This window comes from Kitasatospora sp. NPDC101235, assembly GCF_044767505.1.
Taxonomy (GTDB): domain Bacteria; phylum Actinomycetota; class Actinomycetes; order Streptomycetales; family Streptomycetaceae; genus Kitasatospora.
On record NZ_JBIWNZ010000022.1, the window covers coordinates 21,498 to 45,459 of the forward strand.

Below are 23,962 nucleotides of genomic sequence, written 5' to 3' on the forward strand. Positions count from 1 at the left end.
TGCGAGAGGCGGGCGGGCCATGAGCCGCAGGCCTGACATCCTCGGCGAGTTCACCGCCGACCACCGGGCGGCCATCGAACTGCTCGACCGGATCGAGGCCGCACCGGCCGACGACCCCGGGCGCGGCGAGCTGCTCTCCCGGCTGACCGACCTGCTGTTCACCCACTGCGCCGCCGAGGAGGAGCATCTCTTCCCGGTGGTGCAGCACGACGTGCCCGACGGCGGGGCCCTGGTGTTCCGCAGCATCCAGGACCATCTGGCGATCGGGCAGTACCTGGCCGACCTCCAGGGGCTCGGACCGGCCGACCCGGCCTTCGACACCCTGCTGCACGGCCTCGCCGAAACCCTGCGGCGGCACCTGCGCGGCGAGGAGGAGCAGCTCTTCCCGGCCACCCGCAAGACCCTGCCGGCCGCTGCCCGCGCCGCACTGGGCGACCGGCTGCGGGCGGAGCGGGCGGAGCTGGACGCCCCCTAGAACGCCGCGGGCCTGCTCAGCCCTTCGGGCTGATCACGGCGAACCGGGCGCCCTCGCGGTCCCGCAGCCGTGCCACCCGCCCGTACGGGGAGTCGAAGGCCGGCCCGATCGCCCCGCCGCCCAGCTCCACGGCCCGGGCCAGCGCCCGGTCGGTGTCCGGGACGGCGAAGGACACCTCCCAGTGCGGCGGCATCCCGGCCGGGCCGCCCGCCTGCTCCCTGGCCAGCGCCGCGACGCTGTGGCCCTCGGCGCGCAGCACCACCCGGTCGTGCTCCCAGCGGACGTCGAAGCGCTCCGGGTCCCGGCCGTCCCAGCGGAACACCTCGCCGTAGAACAGCGCCGCCGCGAACGGGTCCGGGGTGCGCAGCTCGATCCAGACCGGCGCCCCGGGCAGGTCCAGCTTCCGGGCCCGGCCCGGCGGACCCTCCCAGATGCCGAACACCGCGCCCACCGGGTCCGCCGCGAAGGCCACCCGCCCGGCGTCGAAGGCCAACGGGCCGACCGCCAGGGTGGCACCGCGCTCACGCACCGCGTCGGCGGCGGCGTCGGCGCTCTCCGTGCCGAAGTAGCTGGTCCACGCGAGCGGGACCGCCCCGAAGCCGGCGACGCCCAGCCCGGCCACCGCCTCCCCGCCGGTCACCGCGTGCACGTACGGCCCGAAGCGGTCCGGACCGGGCTCGAACTCCCAGCCGAGCAGCGGCCCGTAGAACTCCTCGGCATCCCGCAGGTCCCGGGCCATCAGGCTCACCCAGCACGGCACGGCCGCCACACAGCGCACCTTGGCGGCCATCTCACCGCTGCCCATCGCGAACCTCCTCGCCCACCCGGCCGCCGGGCCCCTCCCGACTCCCACGGCCCACCGGCCGCCCGGTACGCCCACAGCCTAGGCCGCCACCCGCACCACCCCGGGGAAGCCATGCCCGGGATCGGCGCACCCGGTTCCTGATCGGTGTCCAGGGAAGTGCCCGTGGGGTCGGGGAGGTGGACGGCCTTGCCGAAGGGGAGGGTCCGGACGGTCTCGTGGCGGACACCGTCGGGCCGGGTTCCGACGGCAGGGGAATCCGGCCACCGGCTCGCCGATGTGGCGCAGGTCACGCCGGGAGGGGAAATTCCGGGGACGGATTCCCCGTTTCCGAGTACGTTGGCAGAACCGGGGAGAATTTCCCCGTATCCTGATGAGGAGCAGTCGCCGTGACCACCACCGCCGAGCCGGTCCGTCCCGCGGGGAGCGCGCACACGCCGAAGCTGCGTGCGGACGCGAGCCGGAACCGGGAGCGGATCGTGCTGGCGGCCCGGGACGCGTTCGTCGAGCACGGTGCGGATGCGCCGCTGGACGAGATCGCGAAGCGGGCGGGGGTCGGCAATGCCACCCTGTACCGGAACTTCCCGGACCGGGTGGCGCTGATCCGCGAGGTGGCGGTGCTCGTCAAGAACCGCGTCCTGGCGCTCGCCGAGACGGCGACGGCAGAGGCGGACGCTCCTGACGGCGGCGGCCCGTTCGACGCCCTCCAGCGGTTCGCGCACGCGTCCGTCGGGGAGAAGGTCGGCGGCCTCTGCACCTTGTTCAGCAACCATGTCGACCCGTACGACCCGGAGTTGACCGAGATCCGGGAACGCCTGCAGGCCGCCGTGGGCGGGCTGATGGAGCGCGCCCGGGCCGCGGACGAGCTGCGGTCGGACGTCGACCACGGTGACCTGTTCATCGCGATGAGCCAGCTGACCCGGCCGCTGCCGAACACCTCCTGCCGACTGCTCGACGAGTTCGTCCACCGGCACCTGCAGATCTTCCTGGACGGCCTGCGCGCGCCGGCCCGTTCGGCCCTGCCCGGCCGGGCCGCGACCTTCGAGGACTTCCAGCCCCAGAACTGACCGACCACCAGTACCGACCGTCCGGCGACGCGCTGCCGCGCCGCGGCACGCCCTTCTACCGCACGTTCCCCGTACGGCAACCCACCGTTCCCGTACGGCACTTGACCGTTCACGCACACCACACGCACCGTGAAGCGAGTACCCCCATGCCTCAAACCGACGCCCGACCGGCGACGCTGCCCGATCCCAGGCGCTGGAAGACGCTGATATTCATCGGCCTCGCCCAGCTGATGGTCGTCCTCGACGCGACCATCGTGAACATCGCCCTGCCGTCCGCACAGCGCGACCTGGGCATCTCCGACGGCAACCGCCAGTGGGTGATCACCGCCTACGCGCTGGCCTTCGGCGGCCTGCTGCTGTTCGGCGGCCGGATCGCGGACCTCTGGGGCCGCAAGCGGACCTTCATCGTCGGCCTGACCGGCTTCGCCCTCGCCTCCGCGCTCGGTGGCGCCGCGGCCAACACCGCGATGCTGCTCGGCGCCCGCGCTCTTCAGGGCGTGTTCGGCGCGCTGCTCGCGCCGGCCGCGCTGTCGCTGCTCGCGGTGACCTTCACCGAGGCCAGGGAGCGCGCCAAGGCCTTCGGCATCTACGGTGCGATCGCCGGTGGCGGTGGCGCCATCGGTCTGATCCTCGGCGGCCTGCTCACCGAGTACATGAACTGGCGCTGGACCTTCTTCGTCAACATCCCGTTCGCCATCGTGGCCGCCGCGGGCGCCGTGCTGGTGATCCGCGAGCCCGCCGAGGGCCGCAACCGCAACCGGCTGGACGTCCCCGGCGTGCTGCTGGTGACCGCCGGCCTGGTCTCGCTGGTCTACGGCTTCACCCGCGCCGAGTCCGACGGCTGGTCGTCCGGCAGCACCGTGGGGCTGTTCGTCGCGGCCGCCGTGCTGCTGTCCGCCTTCGTCGTGGTGGAGCGCCGGGTCAAGGCCCCGCTGCTGCCGCTGCGCGTGGTGCTCGACCGCAACCGCGGCGGGGTGTACCTGTCGCTGGGCATGGCCGTGATCGGCATGTTCGGTCTGTTCCTCTTCCTGACCTACTACCTCCAGATCGTGCTCGGCTACAGCCCGGTGCTGACCGGTGTGGCCTTCCTGCCGATGGTGGCGGGCATGATCACCGGCTCGACCCAGATCGGCGCCCGGCTGATGACCCGGGTCCCGGCCCGCTACCTGATGGCGCCGGGCTTCCTGGTCGCCTCGACCGGCATGTTCCTGCTGGCCCACATCGGCCTGGACACCTCCTACCCGGCGCTGATCCTGCCCGGCCTGGTCCTGATGGGCCTCGGCATGGGTACCGCGTTCATGCCGGCCATGAGCCTCGCCACGCACGGCGTCCAGCCGCGCGACGCGGGCGTGGCCTCGGCGATGGTCAACACCTCGCAGCAGGTCGGCGGCGCCATCGGCACCGCGCTGCTGAACACCATCGCGGCCAGCGCGACCACCGGCTGGCTGACCTCGCACGCCACCGCGGCGGCCGCCTCGCCGGAGGCCGCCAAGGCGCTCCAGTTCCAGGGCATGGTGCACGGCTTCTCGACCGCGATCTGGGTGTCCTTCGGGATCCTGGTGGCGGCCGCCGTGGCCGCCTTCACCTTCGTCAACGCCGGCCGGCCGAGTGCCGCGGCGGGCTCGGACACGGGCGCGGCGAAGGAGAACGAGGTGCCGGTGCTGGTGCACTGACGCCCTTGGGGTTGCTCGGGTGCGTACGCGGCCCGTCCGGTGTCCTCCGCGACACCGGACGGGCCGTTCGGCGTTTCCGGCCCGGGCCGCTCGCCGTTCCGGCCCGAAGGGACCCGTGCGGAAGAGACCCCCCGGGTAGAAGTGGGGATGACTCCCCGATTATGGTGGGCGCCAGTGCGAATCGGGGACTCCTCCCCGTTTCCTTCGGACCGAGGTGCGTGCACATGACCCGGAATCAGAGCCCTGGGCGGGGGCAGCGGGCCGCCGACTGGGCGGACGGCCGGCTGGGGATCTACTCCCTGGCCAGGGCGAACCTGCGGAAGATCTTCCCGGACCACTGGTCCTTCATGCTGGGCGAGATCTGCCTCTACACCTTCCTGATCATCATCCTGACCGGTGTCTGGCTGACGCTGTTCTTCAAGCCCAGCATGGGTGAGGTGGTCTACGCCGGCTCGTACGTGCCGCTCAAGGGCGTTCCGATGTCCGAGGCCTACGCCTCCACCGTGGACATCAGCTTCGAGGTGCGCGGCGGCCTGCTGATCCGGCAGATCCACCACTGGGCGGCGATCGTCTTCGTCGCGGCCATGTTCGTCCACATGATGCGGGTGTTCTTCACCGGCGCCTTCCGCAAGCCGCGCGAGATCAACTGGGTGTTCGGCTTCCTGCTGCTCTTCCTCGGCATGCTGGACGGCTTCTTCGGCTACTCGCTGCCGGACGACCTGCTGTCGGGCACCGGCATCCGGTTCATCGAGGGCGCGATCCTCGCGGTGCCGCTGGTCGGCACCTACGTCCAGATGTTCCTGTTCGGCGGGGAGTTCCCCGGCCACGACATCGTGCCGCGGTTCTTCACCATCCACGTGCTGCTGATCCCGGGGATCATGCTCGGCCTGCTGGTGGCGCACCTGATCCTGGTCTTCTACCACAAGCACACCCAGTGGGCGGGCCCGGGCAAGACCGAGAAGAACGTCGTCGGCATGCCGCTGATGCCGGTCTACATGGCCAAGGCCGGCGGGTTCTTCTTCCTGGTCTTCGGCATCATCGCGCTGGTGGCGGCGGTCGCGACCGTCAACCCGATCTGGGCGTACGGCCCGTACCGTCCGGACCAGGTGTCCACCGACGCCCAGCCCGACTGGTACATGGGCTTCGCCGAGGGCCTGATCCGGATCATGCCCGGCTGGGAGGTCGGGCTGTGGGGGCACACCCTCAACCTCGGGGTGCTCATCCCGTTCACGCTGTTCCCGCTGATCCTGGGCGCCATCGCCGTCTACCCGTTCGTGGAGGGCTGGGTGACCGACGACAAGCGGGAGCACCACCTGCTCGACCGGCCGCGCAACGCGCCCGTCCGCACCGCGCTCGGCGCCGCCTGGATCAGCGTGTACCTGGTGGCGCTGGTGGCCGGCGGCAACGACCTCATCGCCACCCACCTGCACCTGTCGCTCAACGCCATCACGTACGCCGCCCGGGCCGGCTTCTTCGTCGTCCCGGTGGTCGTCTTCGTCGTCACCAAGCGCTGGTGCCTCGGCCTCCAGCGCCGGGACCGCGACAAGGTGCTGCACGGGCGCGAGACCGGCGTCATCAAGCGCCTGCCGCACGGCGAGTTCACCGAGGTGCACGCCCGGCTCTCGCCGCAGGAACTGCACCGGCTCACGGCGCACGAACAGCCCCGCCCCCTCGAACTGCCCGCCCCGGTGGACGAGAATGGAGTGGCCCGCCCGGCGGGGGTGCTCACCCGCACCCGGACCCGGCTCTCCCGCGGGTTCCACGGTGAGAGCGGCCGGATCCCCAAGCCCACCGCCGAGGAGTTCCGCGAGATCACCGAGGGCCACGGGCACTGACCCGCACCCCCCGATGGCACAGGGAGGACAGGTGCACCACCGAACCGACCGGCTCGCCGACAGCAGATACCTCCTGCTCACCACCTTCGGCGAGGACGGCAGCCGGATGGAGTCGCAGCTCTGGGTGGTGCCGGACGGCACGGCCCTCGGGGTCTGGACTCCGGCCCACTCCGGCGAGGCCGAACGGATCCGCCGCCACCCCCGGGTACTGATCGGCCCCTGCGACGCCCACGGGCGCCCCACCGGCCGGCAGGTCCCGGCGCGGGCGCGGCTCTGCGACGCCGACGACACCGCGCGCTACCGCACCTCGCTGATCAACAAGTACGGACTGACGGCGCTGATCGCGCTGGCCCGCAGCCGGTTCCGGGTGGGGCTCGCCGGGACGGTCGGCATCCGGATCACACCGAACGAGCTGGAACAGCGGCTGGTCGGTCCGGAGTGGCAGCCGCCGGCCACCTACTGCGCCAACTGACGGAACGTCGATCCCTGTCGAGTGCCGGGGCCCCGGAACGGGCGGCTCCGGCACTCGGCGTTTCCGGAGCCGCTTCCGGAGCTGCTCCCGGGCCGTCGCCCGATCACCAGGAGGTCACGACAGCGGGTGGGTCGGGACCGGGCTGACCTCCTGGATCTCGCCGTGGGCCTTGGTGAGCAGCTGCGAGGCGAGCTCGTTGAGTGCGCGGGCCCCCGCGATCTCCTCGCCCACCCGCAGCTGTTCCGGGTCGGCGGGGTGGCGGCTGCTGTATCCGTGGGCGCGCAGTTCGCTCCCGTCGCCGAGGCGCAGCAGCGCGGCGGCGCTGGTCCGCGGCCCCTCCTCGCGGAACTCCATCTCGATGTGCCAACCGACCAGAGTCTTCATGGCGGATCACCTCCATCGGTTACTCCTCCAGAGTGCGCCGCACCCACCGTGAACACCAGGCCAGCCGGGTCGGGCAACATCGGAGGGGAAGTTGAACGCGTTCAACTCAGCCGCGTAGAGTCGGCGGCGAAAGATATTTGAACGCGTTCAAGGGGGTGTGTCCACGATGGGGAAGGGCACCACGGAACTGGTCGACCTGCTGATCCTGCTCGGCATGGGCGCCGTCGTCCCGCTCGGCCTCGCCCTGGTCGACGAGCCCGGCCTCGCCCGGGTCCGCCGGCTCTGGCCGCTCGCCGCGGTACCCGGCGCGCTCTCGGTCTGGCTGCCCCGCGGCGGCCCGGCCGCCGGCTGCGCCGTGCTCTACGCGCTCGGCACCCTGGCCGTCGCCCTGCACGCGCCGCTGCGGCTGGCCCGCACCCGTTCGCTCGCCCCCGCCGAGGTCGCGGTGCTCACCGCGCTCGCCGCGCCCTCGGTGGCCGGGGTCGCCCTGGTCGCCGAACGCTCCGGGTACCCTCTGTTCGGCTTCGAACCGCACATCCTGGCGCTCACCGTCCCGCACTTCCACTACGCCGGGTTCACCGCCGCCCTGGTCGCCGGACTGGTCTGCCGCGCCGCCCGCCCGGGCTCGGCCGCGGCCCGCTGCGCGGCGCTCAGCGTCCCGGCCGGCACCCTGCTGGTGCTGGCCGGGTACTTCCTCGGCGACTGGTGGCAGTTCGCCGGGGCCGCCGTACTGACCACCGGGATGTGGCTGGTCGGCCTGGTCACCTGGCGCGAACTGCGCCCCCGCGGTGGCGATCCGGTCACCGCCCGGCTGCTCGCCGCCTCCTCGGTCGTCCTCGCGCTCACCATGCTGCTCGCCCTGTGGTGGGCGCTCGGCCGGGCCGCCGGACTCCCCCACCCCACCCTGGCCTGGATGGCCGCCACCCACGGCGTCGGCAACGCGCTCGGCTTCGCGCTCTGCGCCCTGCTCGCCTGGCGCCGGCTCGCCGCCGACCGCCCCCGCACCACCACCCCGGTCAAGACCCCGGAGACCGCCCGGTGAACGACTACAACTACCCCGAGCAGGGCGCCAGCCGCACCGGCGAACTGCCCGCCGGCTACAACCACCTGCGGCACAGCGCCCTCATCGGCCACGGCCGCCCCTCGCTGGAGGCCGCCGGCGCCGCCCTGCTCGACTGGCGGATGCACCGGCTCGCGGGCGTCCGGATCGACTCGACGGCCGACCGGGCCGCCCCGGGCGTCGCCGTACGCTGCGCCATCGGCCTCGGCCCGCTGCGGGCCGGCGCCCCCAACCGGGTGCTGGCCGCGTTCGACGGCCCGGACCGGTACGGCTTCACCTACGGCACCAGGGCCGGGCACCTGGCCCGGGGCGAGGAGACCTTCCTGGTCGAACTGGCCCCGGACGGCGCGGTCCGGTTCTCCGTCACCGCCTTCAGCCGCCCGGTCGCCTGGTACGCCCGGCTCGCCGGCCCGCTGCTCCCGCTCGCCCAGCGCGCCTTCGCCCGGCACTGCGGGCACGTACTGGCCCGGATCGCGGCGGGACCGGTCGGGCGGCGGACGGTCGGGCGGCGGACGGTCGGGCAGCGGACGGTCGGGCAGCGGACCGTCGGGCGGCGGACGGTCGGGCCGGGTCACGGCGGCGCCTGGCGGCAGGGGTAAAACCGCTGGTCGGGACGGTGGGCTGTCCTGGATGATCGGCGGATGATGTCGATGCGCCCGGTCCTGGAGATCTTCGCCCCCGACGGCTTCGCGCTCTGGCCGACGAGCAGTCACGCGCCGCACCTGGAGCTCACGCTGAGCGGGCGGCTGACGCCGGCCGAGGTGGGTACGGCGGTGTGGCGGTTGGCCGCCTGCAACGACGTCGAGCCCGACCCCGAGCAGGCCGAGGAGCGCGGCCCCCGGCCGGCGGACCCGCTGGGTGCCTTCCTGCACGGGCTGCTCACCGAGCCGCACCCGTACGCCCCCGGCGGGCTGGTGCTGAGCGACTCGGCCACCGGCGCCGTCTTCGAACCGGGCTGCTGCAACGGCCTGGAGGACTGGCGCGAATGGCGGGACGTCACGGACGGCTCCGGCACCGCCTGGTTCGGCCACGACCCCGATGCCCGGGCCGAATGCATCGGCCGGGTCGTCCGGCTGACCCAGGACGCCGGGGACCGCGAGGACGGCGAGGACCGCGACGACACGGTGATCGAGCTGCCGGTGGACGAGCTGCGCCGGCTGCTCGCCGGGGTCGAGGGGGACCTGCTCGACTTCCTCGCCCTGGCGGCGAGTTGGGCCGGGCAGCAGGTTCCCGAACACGCCGAGACCGTCACCGCCGCGCTCGCCCGGGCACTGGACCTGGAGCCGCCGGCATGACCAGCTTCCACACCCACCGGGCCCTGGTGCACGACCCCTCGCTCCCGCTGCACCGCCGGCACCGCGCGCTGCTCACCTGTCTGAACCGCTTCTCCCCCTACGGCTTCCAGGCGACGTACCATCACCTGACCCTCAGCGCCCGGATGCCGCGCCACCTGCCGGCCGACCCGGACGCGCTGGTCCGCGCGGTGGACGAGCTGCACGAGGCGCGCGAGCTGTGGCGGGCCCGGGCCGAGGAGTACGCGGCGCAGCGGCGGGCGCAGAAGCGGGCCCGGCAGCGGCAACCGCCGGAGCCGGCCTGGTGGCGCTGGTCCTGGGACTCGCCCGACCTGGCCTGGCGCTACGACCCCTTCCTGCACCCGCCGTTGCGCCTGCCCGACTACGTCCGGCGGCAGAACGCGCTGATGGATGGCGCCGAACTGCCCGGCTGTCCGGCCTGCGGGGAGCAGGGCCCGACGGTGACGGTCGCGACCGCCCACGGCCACGCCGGACTGTGCCGCTGCTGCGCGCGGGTGCTGACGCCCTGCGGCTGCGGGCAGTGGCACCGCTTCGAGCCGGGGCTGCGGGTCAGCTGGAGCCGGATCTGGCGACTCGAACACATGACCGACGCCGGCGGGCCCAGCCCGCACTGGCCGGGTGTCCGGGGCGCGGCCCGGATCGAGCGGCTGGAGTCGTACACGGTCCGCTGGAAGTCAGGCGTGATGCACTGGGACCGCGGCCGGTAGCGCCCCGCCGGACGAACCGTAGCCGGCGATCGGGGCGGCCGCCGCGATGCCGGACACGGTCGGCGCGACGGCCCGGCGGGTGCGGAGTGTGTTGCGCACGGGGCGCCCCCCGCGAGAGGGACGAACCGGGCACCCTTCCGTACGGGCGGTGGCCGCCGGCTGCTCGACCCCGGCGCCCGGGACCGCCGGAATACCCCGTCGACCAGGACCGTTGTGGCGGGCACATGGTCGGAAGCACCACCGCCGGACGGGAAGGAACCGCGAGATGAGCAGCACGGTCGAGCTGACCAAGGAGAACTTCGACGACATCGTCCCGGGCCCGGAAGGCAAGGACTTCGTCTTCATCGACTTCTGGGCCGGGTGGTGCGGGCCGTGCCGCCAGTTCGCCCCGGTGTACGAGAAGGCCGCCGAGCGCCACTCTGACCTGGTCTTCGCCAAGGTGGACACCGAGGCGCAGCAGGAGCTGGCCGCCGCGTTCGACATCCAGTCGATCCCGACGCTGGCGATCATCCGCGAGGGCGTGCTCATCTTCTCGCAGCCCGGAGCGCTGCCGGAGGCGACGTTCGAGGACCTGATCGGCCAGGCCCGCAACCTGGACATGGCCGAGGTGAAGCGCAAGGTCGCCGAGGACCAGGCGGCCGGCGGCCAGGCCTGACCCGGACGCCCGAGGGCCGGGGAGCGCCGTCTCCCCGGCCCTTCGCCGTACCGGGCCCCGGCCCTCACGCCGGCTCGGCGCCCGAGGCGGCGACTCTCGGTCCCGGTAGGCGGCCCGCACCCGGCGCCGGCGGCGAGCCGCCTCCGCCAGGGTGAACAGCCCGGCGGCCGGGCCGGGGACGGCGGTAAGGCCGAGTGTCTGCTCGACGGCGCGGACGCGTTCGCGCAGTAGCGGCGGCAGCACCCGCCGGATCTTGGCGAGGGCGGTCTCGGTGGCCCCCTCCCCCACCGACAGGCCGAAGCTGCGGCCGGCCAGCAGGCGGCGAGGCGGAGAAAATTCGGGCGACGTCCGTCCGGATCCGAACCTAGGGTCGGCGGTGGAGAAGGCCCCATCGCGGCGAAGCCCTCCCGCGGGCCCGTCGAGGCCTCCTCCGGGCATCCCCGTCGACGAAGGAGAGATCCACCATGAGCACGTTCGTACTGGTCCCCGGGTTCTGGCTCGGTGCCTGGGCCTGGGACGAGGTGGCCGCGCCGCTGCGCGCGGCCGGGCACCGGGTGTACGCCGTCAGCCTGCCCGGGATGGCCGAACGCGCCTCCGAGACGGGCGAGTTCGGACTGGAGGAGCAGATCGCCGACCTGGCCGGACTGCTGGTCCGGGAGGACCTGTCGGACGTCGTCCTGGTCGCCCACAGCGGCGCCTGCGCCCCGGTGGGCGGGCTCGCGGACCGGCTGCCCGAGCGGATCCGCCGGGTGGTCTACCTGGACAGCCGCCCGCTGGTCGACGGCGCGTCGGTGTACGACCTGTGGCAGCCCGACTTCCGGCGGATGGCCGACACCTCAGTGGTCGACGGCCGCCTCCCGATGCCGTCCTGGGAGTTCCAGTCCGAGCACGGCGTGAGCACGGCGGGGCTGGACGAGGCCACCCTCGCCCGCATCCGTTCCCGCGCCACCTCGCACCCGGCCGGGGCGTTCCGGGACCGGCTGCGGCTGACCGGTGCCGGGGCCGCGCTGCCGCAGGCGCTGGTCTCCTGTTCCTTCCCGCTCTCCCAGCTGCGCGAGCTGATCGCCTCCGGACACCCGTACTTCGCCGGGTTGTCCGGGCCGAACTGGGAGATGCGTGAACTGCCCACCGGGCACTGGCCGATGTTCTCCCGCCCGGCCGACACGGCGGCGGTGCTGGCGGAGCTCGCCGCGCTCTGAGCCCGCCGGTCCGTCCACCGCCGGGCCCCGTTCTGTCCTGTCCGTGTCCTCGGTTCGTCCGACGGCGCCCTCCGTGTGTCCGTCCGTCGCGCAACCGCGCCCGGACCGGCAGGATGGGGCCCACGCCGTACCCGAGCGAAGAGCGAGCATCCGTGCGCGAGCAGCCCAGCCGTACCGAACCGCCGGACACCGTGCCGGAGTTCCGGCCGGACCGCGGTCCGAGGCCACTCGCCCCGCTGCACGCCGCATCCGGCACCTGCGCCCTGGTCACCCTGCGGACGCGTGACGGGCGCGAGAAGTGGCCGCCGGAGGCGGTCCGGGTCAGGCTCGGGTACGGAACCGAAGGCGGCCGCGGCCCGCTCTCCCGGAGGCTCGCCCTCACCGGCGGCCCGGACGGGAGCCGGCGCGCCCGGCCGCTCGACATCCGCGAGCGCACACGCACACCCGCCACCCTCGCCCAGCGGGCCGGGGTGGCCATCGAGACGACGGAGGACCGGGCATGACCAGCACCGCCGAGGAGTACGACGTCATCGTCCTGGGGGCCGGCCCGACCGGCGAGAACGTTGCCGACCGGACGGTCGCCGCCGGGCTGCGCACCGTGATCGTGGAGGCCGAGCTGGTCGGCGGCGAGTGCTCCTACTGGGCCTGCATGCCCAGCAAGGCGCTGCTGCGCCCGATGGCCGCGCTGGACGACGCCCGCGCGGTGGCCGGCTCCCGCGAGGCGGTCGGCGACCGGCGGCTGGACCCGGCCGCGGTGCTGGCCCGGCGGAACTCCTTCACCTCCGACTGGCAGGACGACGGCCAGGTCCGGTGGCTGCGGGACACCGGCATCGAGCTGGTCCGCGGCCACGGCCGGCTGGCCGGGGAGCGGACGGTGACGGTGGAGGCCGAGGACGGCAGCGAGCGGGTGCTCACCGCCCGGCACGCTGTCGCGGTGTGCACCGGCAGCCGCCCGCTGCTGCCCGCGCACGTGCCGGGGCTCGCCGAGATCCACCCGTGGACCAACCGGGAGGCGACCGGCTCGCAGACCGTCCCCGGGCGGCTGGCGGTGATCGGCGGCGGGGTGGTCGGGGTGGAGATGGCCGCCGCCTGGCGGGCGCTCGGCTCCGAGGTGGTGCTGCTGGTGCGCGGTGACGGGCTGCTGCCACGGATGGAGCCGTTCGCGGGCGAGCTGGTGGCGGACGGCCTGCGGGCGGCCGGGGTGGACCTCCGCTTCGGCACCGAGGTCACCACGCTGGAGCGGGCGGACGGCTCCGGGCCGGTGACCCTGACGCTCGCCACCCGGGACGACCAGGGCGACGGCGGGACGCTGACCGCCGACGAGGTGCTGTACGCGACCGGCCGGGCCCCGCGCACCGCCGACATCGGGCTGGAGCAGGTCGGCCTGAAGCCGGGCGGCTGGCTGGAGGTGGACGACAGCTGCACGGTGCTCGGCGTGGACGGCGAGTGGCTCTACGCCGCCGGGGACGTCAACCACCGGGCGCTGCTCACCCACCAGGGCAAGTACCAGGCCCGGATCACCGGCGCGGCGATCGCCGCCCGCGCCCAGGGGCGCCCGCTGGACACCTCGCGCTGGGGCACGCACGCCGCGTCCGCCGACCTCGCGGGCGCGCCCCAGGTGGTCTTCACCCAGCCCGAGGTCGCCGCCGTCGGTCTGACCCGGGCCGCCGCCGAGGCGGCCGGGCTGCGGGTGAAGGCCGTCGACCACGAGATCGGCTCCGTCGCCGGGGCCTCGCTCTACGGCGACGACTACCGCGGCCGGGCCCGGGTGGTCTTCGACCTGGACCGGGAGGTGATCGTCGGCGCCTGCCTGGTCGGGCCCGGGGTGGCCGAGCTGCTGCACTCGGCGACCGTCGCGGTGGTCGGCGAGGTGCCGATCGACCGGCTCTGGCACGCGGTGCCCTCGTACCCGACGATCAGCGAGGTCTGGCTGCGGCTGCTGGAGGACTGCCGGGGGTAGCGCCCCCGGACGGGCGGCCTTCCGGCCGGACGGGCGCTCGAACGGACGGACGTTCGAACGGACGACGGCCTCCCGGGTGACCGGCGCGGCGAGGTGTGACCACCGGTGGACGGCGGGACACTGGCAGTCGGGGGCCGTCCCGGGGGGCCGAGTTCGTGACCAGGTGGTGTGAGGCATGACCGAGGTGCTGTTGGCCGTCGGAACCGAGAAGGGCCTCTTTCTCGGCCGCAGCCGCGACCGGCTGACGTGGAAGTTCAGCGGGCCGCACTTCCCGATGAACGCGATCTACTCCATCTCCATCGACCGCCGTGACGGCCGGACCAGAGTGCTGGCCGGGGCCGACAGCAGCCACTGGGGGCCCTCGGTCTGGCGCTCCGACGACCTCGGTGCCAGCTGGTTCGAGCCGACCCAGCCGGCCATCCGCTTCCCCGAGTCCACCGGCGCCTCGCTCACCCGGGTCTGGCAGCTCCAGCCCGCCGGAGCGGAGGCCCCCGGCGTCGTCTACGCGGGCACCGAGCCGGCCGCGCTGTTCCGCTCCAGCGACGGCGGCGAGACCTTCGCCCTGGTCGAGCCGCTCTGGAACCACCCGCAGCGGCCGCAGTGGGGCGCCGGCTACGGCGGCCAGGGCCTGCACACCATCCTGACCGACCCGCGCGACCCGCAGCGGCTACTGGTCGCCGTCTCCAGCGGCGGCGTCTACCGCAGCAAGGACGGCGGCGACAGCTGGGAGCCCTCCAACACCGGCCTGCGCGCCGAGTTCTTCCCGCAGGAGAGCCAGTACCCCGAGTTCGGCCAGTGCGTGCACAAGATCGCTCCGGACCCGGTGCACCCGGACCGGCTCTACCTCCAGAACCACGGCGGCGTCTACCGCAGCGACGACTGGGGAGGCAGCTGGCGCTCGATCGTGGACGGGCTGCCCGCCGAGTTCGGCTTCGCCGTGGCCGCCCATCCGCGCCGGGCCGACACCGCCTACCTCTTCCCGCTCGGCGGCTCGGACGACCGCATCCCGCCCGGCCGCCGCTGCCGGGTCTTCCGCACCACCGACGGCGGTACCAGCTGGCAGCAGCTCGCCGAGGGCCTGCCCGGCGAGGACCACTACGGCATCGTGCTGCGCGATGCCCTGCGCACCGACGACGCCGACCCGGCCGGGATCTACTTCGGCAACCGGACCGGCGACGTGTACGGCAGCAGGGACGAGGGCGAGAGCTGGTCACTGCTGCTCTCCCACCTGCCGGACGTGCTCTGCGTCCGGGCGGCGGTGGTGGCCTGAGGCGGCGGTGGTCTGAGGCGGCGGTGGTCTGAGGCGGCGGTGGCCTGAGGCGGCGGTGGCCTGAAATAACCGGTTGCCGAACGGCAGGGCCTCGGTGAGCATGGGCCGCCGACGAACGATCGCACGATTGTGGGGTGGGCCATGGCCGAGGACTGGGTGGTCAGGCGGGGTAGCGACGGCGAGCCGGTACTGCGCTACCTGCTGGACGAGCGGGAGGGGCGGCCCTGGGCCGACCTGCTGGAGGTCCTGGACGAGTCGGTGGACGCCGCCGGGTTCATCCGGGCCGAGCTGCCCGGCTGGGTGGTCTCCAGTTCTCCCGGGCTCGGGCAGGAGCTGGTGGCGCGCGGCGCGCGGGTACTGCGGCACGCCCACACCTTCCGCCGCGACCTGCGCGCCGATCCCCCGCCCGCCGACTGGGCCGGGACGCCGCTGCGCGATGGCCTGCGGGCGGTGCCCTGCGACCGCGCGCCCGAGGAGCTGTACGAGGCCTGGCGGGCGGCCTTCCCTCCCGGCCACATCGACCACTACCCGGGCGAGAAGGCCCAGGTGCTGGCCGAGCGTCTCGGACTGCTGCTCGAAGGGAAGAGCATCGGCCCGGTGCTGCCGTCCAGCCTGCTCGCGGTGGACACGGAGGACCGCGTGGTCGCCGGGCTGATCCTCACCGACCGCGACGGCCGGCCCTGGGTCGCCGACGTCTTCCGCCACCCGGAGCGCGGCTACCGCGGCCTCGGCGCGGACCTGCTGCGCAGGGCGATCGGGGACGCCGCCGCGCGCGGGCTCGCCGACGTGACCCTGGTGGTGTCCGAGGGCAACCCGGCCCGCCGGGTCTACGAGTCGCTGGGCTTCGTGCTCCAGGAGACCTCGCTGACGGTCGTCGTACCCGACGCCGGCTAGGAACGGACGCCGGATCTCGCCCGTGCCCCGGCGGTTCAGGGCCGGGCGAGTTCCAGGACGGCAATCCCGCCCAGCACGGTGAGCGCGGCGGTCAGCCGCAGCCGGCCGAGGCGCTCGCGGAACACCACGGTGGCGATCAGCGCGGCGATGACGATGCTGGTCTCGCGCAGCGCCGCGATCGTCGCCAGGTTGCCCCGGGCCTGCGCCCACACCACCAGCCCGTACGCCGTCAGCGAGAGCACCCCGCCGGCGATGCCCAGCGGCACCGCCCGGCCCGCCCCGGCGAGCAGCCCGGGACCGCGCCGGACCCGGACGATCAGCGCCAGCAGTGGCCCCTGGAGCAGGAAGAGCCAGGCCACGTAGCCGCCGACCGTCCCCGCGTGCCGCACGCCGCTGCCGTCCAGCACCGTGTACACCGCGATCATCACGCCCGTTCCGGCCGCGGCCCCGAGGGCGGGCAGCTGCGCCCGCCCGGGTATCCCCCGGGCGAAGGCCAGCCCGATCAGACCGCAGGAGATCACCAGCACGCCCAGCAGCTCGCCCGCGCCCAAGTGCTGACCGAGCAGGGCGGCCGATATCAGCGCCACCAGCAGCGGCGCGGTACCCCGGGCGATCGGGTACATCTGGCCGAAGTCGCCCAGCTGGTAGGCCCGCAGCAGCAGGAGCGTCGACGTCACCTCGACGGCGACCGAGGCCAGCAGGTACGGCCAGGCGGCGGCCGCCGGCAGCGGGTTGAGTGCCACCAGGACGAGCGCGCACGCCGTGTACGTCAGGTTGATCAGCGTGAAGCCGACCAGCTTGTCCGGGATCCGGTGCGCCAGCCCGTTCCAGACGGCGTGCAGCACGGCCGCCGTGAGCACGGCCACCGGCACGGCCGGGACGCCTCCGAACATCACGAACCTCCCCTCGAACGGCCCACCGGAACCGACGGGCCCGGAACCGGATTCCACGCTACCGTAGATCCATGGAAGAGCGTTCCGAATTTTTCACGCCCCTGGAATCCCGGCTGGCGGCACGGATCCGGGCCCAGCTCGGCGAACTGCGCGGCACCGAGGCCCGCGTCGCCCGGGTGGTGCTCGACCGGGGCGCCGACCTGGTGCACCTGAGCGTCAGCGACGTCGCGACGCTGGCCGGCACGGCCCCCTCCTCGGTGGTCCGGGCCTGCCAGCGGCTGGGCTTCCGCGGCTACCAGGAACTGAAGATCGCCGCCGCCCGACAGGCCCCCGCCGCCGCGCCCGTACCCGCGGACGAGGGCGACCCGGCGGCCCGGGCGCTCGCCGAGACCCTGCGCGCCGCCCGGGCCGCCCTGGACGGCCTCACCGCCACCCTCTCCGCGGCCGACCTGCGGGCGGCCGCCGGACTGCTGGACGGCGCGAGCCGGGTGGTGCTACTCGGCGCCGGACTGTCCGGCGCGGTGGTGCTCGACCTCGGGTACCGGCTGCGCGCGCTCGGCCTGCTGGTGGACGCCCCGGCCGACCCGATCACCGCCCAGCTGGCCGCCGCCGGACTCGGGCCCGGCACGGCCTGCCTGGCCGTCAGCCACACCGGCGCCACCCGCAGCGTGGTGGACGCCGCCCGCCTGGCCCGCGAGGCCGGGGCCGAGGTGCTGGCACTCACCAGCTACGCCCGCTCCCCGCTGACCGAAACGGCCACCCTGACCCTGGTCGCGGGCGGCCAGGACCTGGTCTTCGGCCTGGAGACCACCGCCAGCCGGCTCGCCCACCTGGCCGCCGTGGACGCGCTCGCCCAGACGCTGCTGGCCCTGCGCGGCCCCCGCGCCGAACGCGCCCTCGGCCTGTCGGCGGACGTCACCGCGGACTACGCGTACTAACCGCGACTGGAGCGCTCGTCGAGGTAGAGCAGCAGCCCGGCCGCGCAGAACAGCAGGATCGCCACCAGTACCGCGTACGGGCGCCAGGGCGCGACCCTGGGCACCGGCGGCGCCACCCGCGTGGCCCGCACCCGGGCGTGGATGCGGACCCGCGGCCGGGCCGCCGGGCGCGCGCTCCGGGCGGCCCGCCGGTGCGGCGGCGCGCTCATCGGCCCACTCCCACGGTCGGCGGGCGGCTCCGGATGCCGCCCGTCCCGCCACCCTCCGGGCGGCCACGGCCGGGACGCAACCGCAGGAGGCCGACCGGGCGGCCGGAGGCTCGGCAAACACCCTGGTCGCAGGGGCTGTGTAGGCTCAACGGTCATGGCGAGGGTGACGCGGGACGATGTGGCGCGGGTGGCGGGGACGTCCACGGCGGTCGTGAGCTACGTGATCAACGACGGACCGCGGCCGGTGGCGCCGGCGACCAGGGCGCGGGTGCTCGCGGCGGTCGAGGAGCTCGGCTACCGGCCGAACCGGGTCGCCCAGGCGATGGCCAGGCGACGGACCAACCTGCTCGGGATGGTCGTGCCGGACGCCCGCCAGCCCTTCTTCGCCGGGCTCGCGCACGCCGTCGAGCAGGCCGCCACCGAACACGGCCGGCTGCTGCTGATCGGCAACTCCGACTACGCCGACGAGCGCGAGGCGCACTACATCCGCGCGTTCCTCGGGATGCAGGTGGACGGTCTGATCCTGGTCACCCAGGACCCGGCCACCCCCGGGCTGACCGGCTTCGACGTGGCCGACGGCACCCCGGTGGTGCTGCTGCACCACCGGGCGGAGAGCGCCGACGGCGTCGCCGTGGTCGCGGACGACGAGGGCGGAGCCCGCGAGGTGGTCCGCCACCTGCTCGGGCACGGCCATGCCGAGGTGCACTGCTTCGGCGGCACCCGCGCGCTCAGCCCTCACGACCCGGTCACCGGGCGGACGGCCGGCTGGGTCGCCGCGCTGGAGGAGGCCGGGCTGCCCACCGAGGGGCGGCTCACCCCGGCGCCGTTCGACCGGATCCGGGCGCACGCCGAGGCCCTCACCCTGCTCGCCCGGCCCGACCGGCCCTCCGCCGTGTTCTGCGCGACGGACGACCAGGCGATCGGCCTGCTGCGGGCCGCCGACGACCTCGGCATCCGGGTGCCGGAGGACCTCGCGGTGGCCGGCTTCGACGACATCGCCGAGGCGGTGATCGCCGGACCGGCGCTGACCACCGTCACCACGGCACAGGACGAGATGGCCCGCGCCGCGCTGGATCTCGTCCTCGGCGGGCCGGAGCGCCGCGCCCAGGGCACCCGTACCTTCCCGGCCCGGCTGGTGGTCCGGCGCTCCTGCGGCTGCCCGCCGGCCGGGGCCCGGGACTGACGCCGGACCGGGGACGGACGCCGGCGCCGGCGCGGACCCCTCGGTCTTCTCAGTCCTCGAGCAGCTCGTCCGCGAGCAGGTCCATCAACAGGTTGTCGTGCCAGGTGCCGTCCGGGCCGCGCTCGTACTGGCGCATGGTGCCGACGGTGCGGAAGCCGACCTTGGCGTAGCAGCGGATCGCGGCGAGGTTGTCCGCGGCCGGGTCGATCACCAGCCGGTGGTAGTGGTGGTCGTGCACCAGGTGCCGGGCCATCGTGCGCACGGCGTCGGTGCCCAGGCCCAGGCCGTGCACCGTCGGGTCGAGGTAGAGGTCCATCCCGGCGTGCCGGTACTCGTCGTCGTTGTTGGCGTACCACTGGATGGCGCCGACCACCTTGCCGCCGAGTTCGATCGCGAAGGTCTCGGTTCCGGGCGATTCCAGGTCGTTGGCGACCTCGTCGGCCAGGTCGTCGCCGCCCCGCCAGCGGGCGAACACCTCGGGCGTGCCACGGATGGCCGCCAGCGCCGGGATGTCCTCGCCGGTGGCCGGGCGGAGCGTGACCAAGGTGCCGTGCAGAATCGTCCCCATATGGGGCATGTTGGCACGGAAACCCCGCTCCGGCGAGTGTTTTCGGGCGCCGCCCGATCCCTTCCGGCGTGCGGCCGCGAGGCGGGACGACAGGGGCCGGGCAGCAGCCCGACGAGGCGGCCGGGTGTCAGGTGGCGGGGCGCGCCGGGTCGCCGAGGGGGCCGAGCCAGACGGCGGTGACGGCGCTGACGTAGCGGGCGCCGCAGTGGTCGTCGGGGACGACGAGCTGCGGGCCGGTGGCGTCCAGCGGGGCCCCGTCCATGCTGGTGGCGAGCAGGATCTCCTGCCCGCCGAAGTCCGGGTCGATCTCGGCCCAGGAGACCACCGCCCGGTGGCCGTCGGCGCCGACCACGGAGAGCAGGAAGCGCAGCCGCTGCTTGCGGCCGGAGAAGTCGATCCGGGGCCGGGCGGCGCGCAGCACGTCCAGCAGCGCCGGACCCTCGTAGCCGTGGCGCTGCTCGCCCGCGGTCCGGCAGTCGAAGCCGACCTCGACCCGGCGGGCGGGAAGGGCGCGCAGCTCCGCCACCGTCAGCTCGGCGGGGCGGTCGAGGTGGCCGTGGAGTCGGACGGTGGGTCTCGCCGGGGTCATGGGTGCTCCCTCCTCGCGGGCCACGGCGCCGTGGCCCGCGAGGAGGACTACCCGAGGGACCGCTCGGGCATTCGCAGCTGCCAGGCTGAAAGCCGCCATTCATCCGCAACTGCGATGGCTGGCCCAGGTTTCAACCGGAATCTGCGATCAGTCCCCATCGAACCGCAGCGCCCGGCGGACGTGGCGGGCGTCGCCCGAGGCGCAGCCGATCAGGACCACGTCCTCCCCGTCCCGGCACTCGAACACGGTCCAGCGCTTCTCGATGGTCTCCGGGTCTCCCTCGCGCCGCTTCCGGACCTCGACCAACACCAGGTCGCTCGGCAGGTAGCGGGCGCGCGCGTTGGTCCCGCGCAGTGGCGAGATCGCGAGCGCGGTGGCCGAGGCGTGCAGGAACTCCGCGGTCGGACGGCAGTACGGCCGGGCACCGGCGACGCAGCCGTCGAAGACCACCACCCGCCCCTCGGCGAAGGCATCGCGTTCCTTCCGCTCCTCCGCCCTCGCCACCGCCACCAGCACGTCGACGACCGCACCGAGAATGTCCACGAGCATCCGTGTCTCCCCCCACCGCTCGTTCGTACGCACCATTCGACCACGGGCGGCTCGGATGCCACGCCCCCGGCCCGCGCCCGGGCGCGGATCGGGAAGAGCCGGAAATATTCTTCGCAGCGGGTGTCGATCCGGCACCGGCCCGTTCGACGCAGGGGTGAGAGGCGGGGAGAAGCCCCGCCCGCACGACCGAGGAGTCACCATGCCGCGTTTCATGACGCTGATCCGCATCGACGAGCAGTCCCGCGCCGGGTGGGAGCCGGACCCGGGCTTCGAGCAGCGGATGGGGGCCCTGTTCGAGGAGATCACCAAGGCCGGCGTGATGCTGGAGACCGCCGGCCTCACCCCGACCTCCCAGGGCACCCGGCTGACCTGGAGCGACGGGAAGATCAGCTGCACCGACGGGCCGTTCACCGAGACCAAGGAGGTCGTCGGCGGCTACGCCATCCTCCAGTGCAAGGACCACGCCGAGGCCCTGGAGTGGACCCGGCGCTTCCTCCGGGTCCACCCCGCGCACTGGCCGGTGGAGGCGGAGGTCCGGCAGATCGAGGAGATGCCGGAGCCGCCGAAGTAGCAGCCGTGGCAGCGTTTGCCTCCCTCTCCGCCGGCTGCTCTGATGGGTGGCCGTGACGGAGAGGGCTGCTACCCACGAGACCGCGGCGACGGCCGTCGAGACGGTGTTCCGGATCGAGTCCGCGCGGATCATCGCCGGGGTCGCCCGGATCGTCCGGGACGTCGGCATCGCCGAGGAGCTGGCGCAGGACGCGCTGGTGGCCGCGCTGGAACGGTGGCCGCGGGAGGGCGTCCCGGACAATCCGGGTGCCTGGCTGACGGCCACCGCCAAGCACCGTGCGGTCGACCTGGTCCGCCGCCGGGAGGTCTACGCCCGCAAGCTCGCCGAGGTCGGGCGGTCGGCGGAGGAGGTGCCGCCCCCGGAACCGGCCGAACCGGACGGCATCGACGACGACCTGCTGCGGCTGATCTTCACCGCCTGCCACCCGGTGCTGTCGGCGCAGGCGCGGATCGCGCTCACCCTCCGGCTGCTCGGCGGGCTGGCCACGCCGGAGATCGCCCGCGCCTTCCTGGTGCCCGAACCGACGGTGGCGCAGCGGATCGTCCGGGCGAAGCGGACGCTGGCGAAGGCGGCGGTGCCGTTCGAGGTGCCGTACGGGGAGGACCGGACGCAGCGGCTCTCCTCGGTGCTGGAGGTCATCTACCTGATCTTCAACGAGGGCTACTCGGCGACCGCGGGGGACGATCTGCTCCGCCCCCGGCTGTGCGAGGACGCGCTGCGGCTGGCCCGGGTGCTGGCCGCGCTGATGCCGGCCGAGCCGGAGGCGCACGGGCTGGCCGCGCTGCTGGAGTTCCAGGCCTCGCGCACGGCCGCCCGGACCGGTCCGGACGGGAGGCCGGTGCTGCTGGCCGAGCAGAACCGGTCCCGCTGGGACGGGCTGCTGATCCGGCGCGGCTTCGACGCCCTGCAGCGGGCGGGCACCGGGCCGTACTCGGTGCAGGCCGCGATCGCCGCCTGCCACGCCAAGGCGCGGCGCTACGCGGACACCGACTGGGTGACCATCGCCGCGCTGTACGAGCGGCTGCTGGCGCTGTCACCGTCCCCGGTGGTGGCGCTGAACCGGGCGGTGGCGGTCTCGATGGCCCGGGGCCCGGCCGCGGCGCTGGAGCTGGTCGACGAGCTGGCGGCGGAGCCGGCGCTGCGCGGCTACCACCTGCTGCCGAGCGTACGGGGAGACCTGCTGGCCCGGCTGGGGCGGCCGGCGGAGGCCAGGGCGGAGTTCGAGCGGGCGGCGGGGCTGACCCGCAACGAGCGGGAGCGGGAGCTGCTGTCGGAGCGGGCGGCCTCGCTCGACGGGAGCCGGCGGACAGACCTCAGGCGTCCTCCAGGCGCAGCCGGGCGCTGACCGTGCCGAGGCCCTCGGCGAGCACCGCGAGCTGCTCGCGGGTGAGCACGTCGATCAGCAGCTCGCGCACCAGGGCGACGTGTCCGGGTGCGGCCTGGCGCAGTGCCTCCCGGCCCCGGTCGGTGAGTTCGGCGATGACGCCGCGCACGTCGCTGGGGCAGGAGCGGCGGGCGACCAGGCCCGCCCGCTCCAGCTGGGTGACCTGGTAGGTCAGGCCGCTCTTGGAGGTGACCAGCTTCTCGGCGAGTTCGGTCATCCGCAGGGAGTCGCCGGGGGCGGCGGACAGGTGCACCAGGATCTCGTACTGCTGGTGGGAGAGTCCGGAGTCCTCCTTGAGCTGGCGTTCCAGCCGCCGGTTCAGCAGGTTGCTCGCGGTGACGAAGCCCCGCCAGGCGGCCGCCTCGTCCGGGTCCAGCCAGCGGGGTTCGTTCAGTGGGGACATGGGACGAAGCCTACCCCTGTTGTTCAAATTCGAACGAGGGTGTACCGTCGACGGAGAAAGACGTTCAAATTTGAACTACCTATTCGGTCAACGGTCCCGAGGAGGACGCCATGAGCACCGCGGCCCCCGAGCGCATGCCCGCCCTGTACCTGTCGCACGGCGCGCCGCCGCTGGCCGACGACCCCATCTGGCCGGGCGAGCTGGCCGCCTGGTCCGCCGACCTGCCCCGGCCCAGGGCCGTCCTCATGGTCTCCGCCCACTGGGAGGAGGCCCCGCTCGCCCTCGGCGCCGTGACCACCATCCCGCTGGTGTACGACTTCTGGGGCTTCCCCGAGCACTACTACCGGGTCCAGTACGCCGCCCCCGGCGCGCCTGAGCTCGCCGAGCGCGTGCGCAAGCTGCTGCGCGCCCCCGGCACGCCCGTCCAGGACATCCCCGACCGCGGGCTCGACCACGGCGCGTACGTCCCGCTGGTCGAGATGTACCCGGACGCCGACATCCCGGTGCTCCAGGTCTCGCTGCCCACCCTCGACCCACAGCGGCTGATGGAGATCGGCCGCAAGCTCGCCCCGCTGCGCGACGAGGGCGTGCTGATCGTCGGCAGCGGCTTCTTCACCCACAACCTGCGGGCGCTCAGCAGCGACGGCCGGGTCACCTCGGTGATGGCCGAGTTCGACGACTGGGGCCGGCGCGCCCTGGAGGCCCACGACCTGGACGCGCTGCTCGACTTCGAGCACAAGGCCCCGGCCGGGCGCCTGGCCCATCCGCGCACCGAGCACTTCGCCCCGCTGTTCGTCACCCTCGGCGCCGGCGAGGCCGACCTGGACAGCCAGCGCAGTGTCATCGACGGGTTCTGGATGGGCCTGGCCAAGCGCTCGATCCAGCTGGGCTGAACCCCTCACGAGGAAC

Annotated in this window: 28 protein-coding genes; 20 read left to right on the forward strand and 8 right to left on the reverse strand. The window is 74.1% G+C overall.

Translation table 11 applies throughout. The features are described from left to right. Positions 1-19: 19 nt before the first annotated feature. Complete coding sequence (locus ACIRRH_RS30065) at positions 20-475, forward strand: hemerythrin domain-containing protein (protein ID WP_403073650.1); 456 nt, start codon at positions 20-22, stop codon at positions 473-475. A 16-nt stretch (positions 476-491) separates the two neighbouring features. Here the strand turns inward: ACIRRH_RS30065 and ACIRRH_RS30070 are convergent, their stop codons facing one another. Continuing rightward, positions 492-1,280, reverse strand: coding sequence for a VOC family protein (locus ACIRRH_RS30070; protein ID WP_403073651.1), 789 nt, complete (start codon positions 1,278-1,280; stop codon positions 492-494). Between the two features lie 386 nt (positions 1,281-1,666). On the opposite strand from ACIRRH_RS30070, the gene ACIRRH_RS30075 reads away from it, so the two are divergent. The 4 genes from ACIRRH_RS30075 (at position 1,667) to ACIRRH_RS30090 (ending at position 6,324) form a co-directional block, all read left to right on the forward strand. Continuing rightward, on the forward strand, positions 1,667-2,344 hold the full coding sequence (locus ACIRRH_RS30075) for a TetR/AcrR family transcriptional regulator (protein ID WP_403073653.1): 678 nt from the start codon (positions 1,667-1,669) through the stop codon (positions 2,342-2,344). Between the two features lie 146 nt (positions 2,345-2,490). Beyond that, complete coding sequence (locus ACIRRH_RS30080; RefSeq protein ID WP_403073655.1) at positions 2,491-4,017, forward strand: MFS transporter; 1,527 nt, start codon at positions 2,491-2,493, stop codon at positions 4,015-4,017. 224 nt (positions 4,018-4,241) lie between these two features. After that, complete coding sequence (locus tag ACIRRH_RS30085) at positions 4,242-5,852, forward strand: cytochrome bc complex cytochrome b subunit (RefSeq protein WP_403073657.1); 1,611 nt, start codon at positions 4,242-4,244, stop codon at positions 5,850-5,852. Positions 5,853-5,883: 31 nt separating this feature from the next. Continuing rightward, entirely contained in the window at positions 5,884-6,324 is a 441-nt protein-coding gene (locus ACIRRH_RS30090) for a PPOX class F420-dependent oxidoreductase (protein ID WP_403073659.1), read from the forward strand. A 114-nt stretch (positions 6,325-6,438) separates the two neighbouring features. Here ACIRRH_RS30090 and ACIRRH_RS30095 read toward each other — a convergent pair whose 3' ends face one another. After that, positions 6,439-6,708 carry a DUF1876 domain-containing protein gene (locus ACIRRH_RS30095; protein ID WP_224280512.1) on the reverse strand — a complete coding sequence of 90 codons (270 nt, stop codon included), beginning with the start codon at positions 6,706-6,708 and terminating at the stop codon, positions 6,439-6,441. Between the two features lie 166 nt (positions 6,709-6,874). Between ACIRRH_RS30095 and ACIRRH_RS30100 the strand changes: the two genes are divergently transcribed. The 10 genes from ACIRRH_RS30100 (at position 6,875) to ACIRRH_RS30145 (ending at position 15,766) form a co-directional block, all read left to right on the forward strand. Continuing rightward, positions 6,875-7,750: a YndJ family protein gene (locus tag ACIRRH_RS30100; protein ID WP_403073894.1), complete on the forward strand. Its 876-nt coding sequence runs from the start codon at positions 6,875-6,877 to the stop codon at positions 7,748-7,750. After that, positions 7,747-8,367 (forward strand): DUF1990 family protein, encoded by a 621-nt coding sequence (locus ACIRRH_RS30105; protein ID WP_403073661.1) that lies wholly within the window; start codon positions 7,747-7,749, stop codon positions 8,365-8,367. Before ACIRRH_RS30100 ends, ACIRRH_RS30105 begins: the two co-directional genes overlap by 4 nt. A 42-nt stretch (positions 8,368-8,409) precedes the next feature. Beyond that, positions 8,410-9,063: a hypothetical protein gene (locus ACIRRH_RS30110; protein ID WP_403073663.1), complete on the forward strand. Its 654-nt coding sequence runs from the start codon at positions 8,410-8,412 to the stop codon at positions 9,061-9,063. Further along, entirely contained in the window at positions 9,060-9,788 is a 729-nt protein-coding gene (locus tag ACIRRH_RS30115; protein ID WP_403073665.1) for a hypothetical protein, read from the forward strand. The genes ACIRRH_RS30110 and ACIRRH_RS30115 overlap by 4 nt, the downstream gene beginning before the upstream one ends. Before the next feature lie 265 nt (positions 9,789-10,053). Beyond that, positions 10,054-10,443, forward strand: a complete 390-nt coding sequence (locus ACIRRH_RS30120) for a thioredoxin family protein (protein WP_403073667.1) — start codon at positions 10,054-10,056, stop codon at positions 10,441-10,443. Between the two features lie 464 nt (positions 10,444-10,907). Continuing rightward, positions 10,908-11,642, forward strand: a complete 735-nt coding sequence (locus ACIRRH_RS30125; protein ID WP_403073669.1) for an alpha/beta hydrolase — start codon at positions 10,908-10,910, stop codon at positions 11,640-11,642. 152 nt (positions 11,643-11,794) lie between these two features. Then, positions 11,795-12,145, forward strand: a complete 351-nt coding sequence (locus tag ACIRRH_RS30130; RefSeq protein WP_403073671.1) for a hypothetical protein — start codon at positions 11,795-11,797, stop codon at positions 12,143-12,145. Further along, positions 12,142-13,602: a dihydrolipoyl dehydrogenase family protein gene (locus ACIRRH_RS30135; protein ID WP_403073673.1), complete on the forward strand. Its 1,461-nt coding sequence runs from the start codon at positions 12,142-12,144 to the stop codon at positions 13,600-13,602. The genes ACIRRH_RS30130 and ACIRRH_RS30135 overlap by 4 nt, the downstream gene beginning before the upstream one ends. 175 nt (positions 13,603-13,777) lie before the next feature. After that, entirely contained in the window at positions 13,778-14,872 is a 1,095-nt protein-coding gene (locus ACIRRH_RS30140; protein ID WP_403073675.1) for a WD40/YVTN/BNR-like repeat-containing protein, read from the forward strand. A gap of 141 nt (positions 14,873-15,013) precedes the next feature. Continuing rightward, positions 15,014-15,766 (forward strand): GNAT family N-acetyltransferase, encoded by a 753-nt coding sequence (locus ACIRRH_RS30145; protein ID WP_403073677.1) that lies wholly within the window; start codon positions 15,014-15,016, stop codon positions 15,764-15,766. Between the two features lie 35 nt (positions 15,767-15,801). Here ACIRRH_RS30145 and ACIRRH_RS30150 read toward each other — a convergent pair whose 3' ends face one another. Continuing rightward, complete coding sequence (locus tag ACIRRH_RS30150; RefSeq protein ID WP_403073679.1) at positions 15,802-16,659, reverse strand: EamA family transporter; 858 nt, start codon at positions 16,657-16,659, stop codon at positions 15,802-15,804. Positions 16,660-16,730: 71 nt separating this feature from the next. On the opposite strand from ACIRRH_RS30150, the gene ACIRRH_RS30155 reads away from it, so the two are divergent. After that, positions 16,731-17,597, forward strand: a complete 867-nt coding sequence (locus ACIRRH_RS30155) for a MurR/RpiR family transcriptional regulator (RefSeq protein WP_403073681.1) — start codon at positions 16,731-16,733, stop codon at positions 17,595-17,597. Here the strand turns inward: ACIRRH_RS30155 and ACIRRH_RS30160 are convergent. Continuing rightward, positions 17,594-17,806 carry a hypothetical protein gene (locus tag ACIRRH_RS30160; RefSeq protein WP_403073683.1) on the reverse strand — a complete coding sequence of 71 codons (213 nt, stop codon included), beginning with the start codon at positions 17,804-17,806 and terminating at the stop codon, positions 17,594-17,596. The genes ACIRRH_RS30155 and ACIRRH_RS30160 overlap by 4 nt on opposite strands. Before the next feature lie 154 nt (positions 17,807-17,960). Between ACIRRH_RS30160 and ACIRRH_RS30165 the strand changes: the two genes are divergently transcribed. Continuing rightward, entirely contained in the window at positions 17,961-18,989 is a 1,029-nt protein-coding gene (locus ACIRRH_RS30165; protein ID WP_403073685.1) for a LacI family DNA-binding transcriptional regulator, read from the forward strand. Between the two features lie 49 nt (positions 18,990-19,038). Here the strand turns inward: ACIRRH_RS30165 and ACIRRH_RS30170 are convergent, their stop codons facing one another. The 3 genes from ACIRRH_RS30170 to ACIRRH_RS30180 all read right to left on the reverse strand — a co-directional run bounded on the left by ACIRRH_RS30170 (position 19,039) and on the right by ACIRRH_RS30180 (position 20,695). Further along, entirely contained in the window at positions 19,039-19,557 is a 519-nt protein-coding gene (locus ACIRRH_RS30170; protein ID WP_363387760.1) for a GNAT family protein, read from the reverse strand. Positions 19,558-19,684: 127 nt separating this feature from the next. After that, positions 19,685-20,146 (reverse strand): molybdopterin-dependent oxidoreductase, encoded by a 462-nt coding sequence (locus ACIRRH_RS30175; RefSeq protein ID WP_403073687.1) that lies wholly within the window; start codon positions 20,144-20,146, stop codon positions 19,685-19,687. Between the two features lie 147 nt (positions 20,147-20,293). Further along, positions 20,294-20,695 (reverse strand): hypothetical protein, encoded by a 402-nt coding sequence (locus ACIRRH_RS30180; protein ID WP_403073689.1) that lies wholly within the window; start codon positions 20,693-20,695, stop codon positions 20,294-20,296. A gap of 199 nt (positions 20,696-20,894) precedes the next feature. On the opposite strand from ACIRRH_RS30180, the gene ACIRRH_RS30185 reads away from it, so the two are divergent. Beyond that, complete coding sequence (locus tag ACIRRH_RS30185) at positions 20,895-21,266, forward strand: YciI family protein (protein WP_403073691.1); 372 nt, start codon at positions 20,895-20,897, stop codon at positions 21,264-21,266. Between the two features lie 52 nt (positions 21,267-21,318). Continuing rightward, entirely contained in the window at positions 21,319-22,611 is a 1,293-nt protein-coding gene (locus ACIRRH_RS30190; protein WP_403073693.1) for an RNA polymerase sigma factor, read from the forward strand. On the opposite strand, the gene ACIRRH_RS30195 is transcribed toward ACIRRH_RS30190, so the two are convergent. Continuing rightward, positions 22,580-23,044 (reverse strand): MarR family winged helix-turn-helix transcriptional regulator, encoded by a 465-nt coding sequence (locus tag ACIRRH_RS30195; RefSeq protein ID WP_224282131.1) that lies wholly within the window; start codon positions 23,042-23,044, stop codon positions 22,580-22,582. The genes ACIRRH_RS30190 and ACIRRH_RS30195 overlap by 32 nt on opposite strands. A gap of 119 nt (positions 23,045-23,163) precedes the next feature. On the opposite strand from ACIRRH_RS30195, the gene ACIRRH_RS30200 reads away from it, so the two are divergent. Continuing rightward, entirely contained in the window at positions 23,164-23,946 is a 783-nt protein-coding gene (locus ACIRRH_RS30200; RefSeq protein WP_403073695.1) for a dioxygenase, read from the forward strand. The last annotated feature ends 16 nt before the right edge of the window (positions 23,947-23,962 follow it).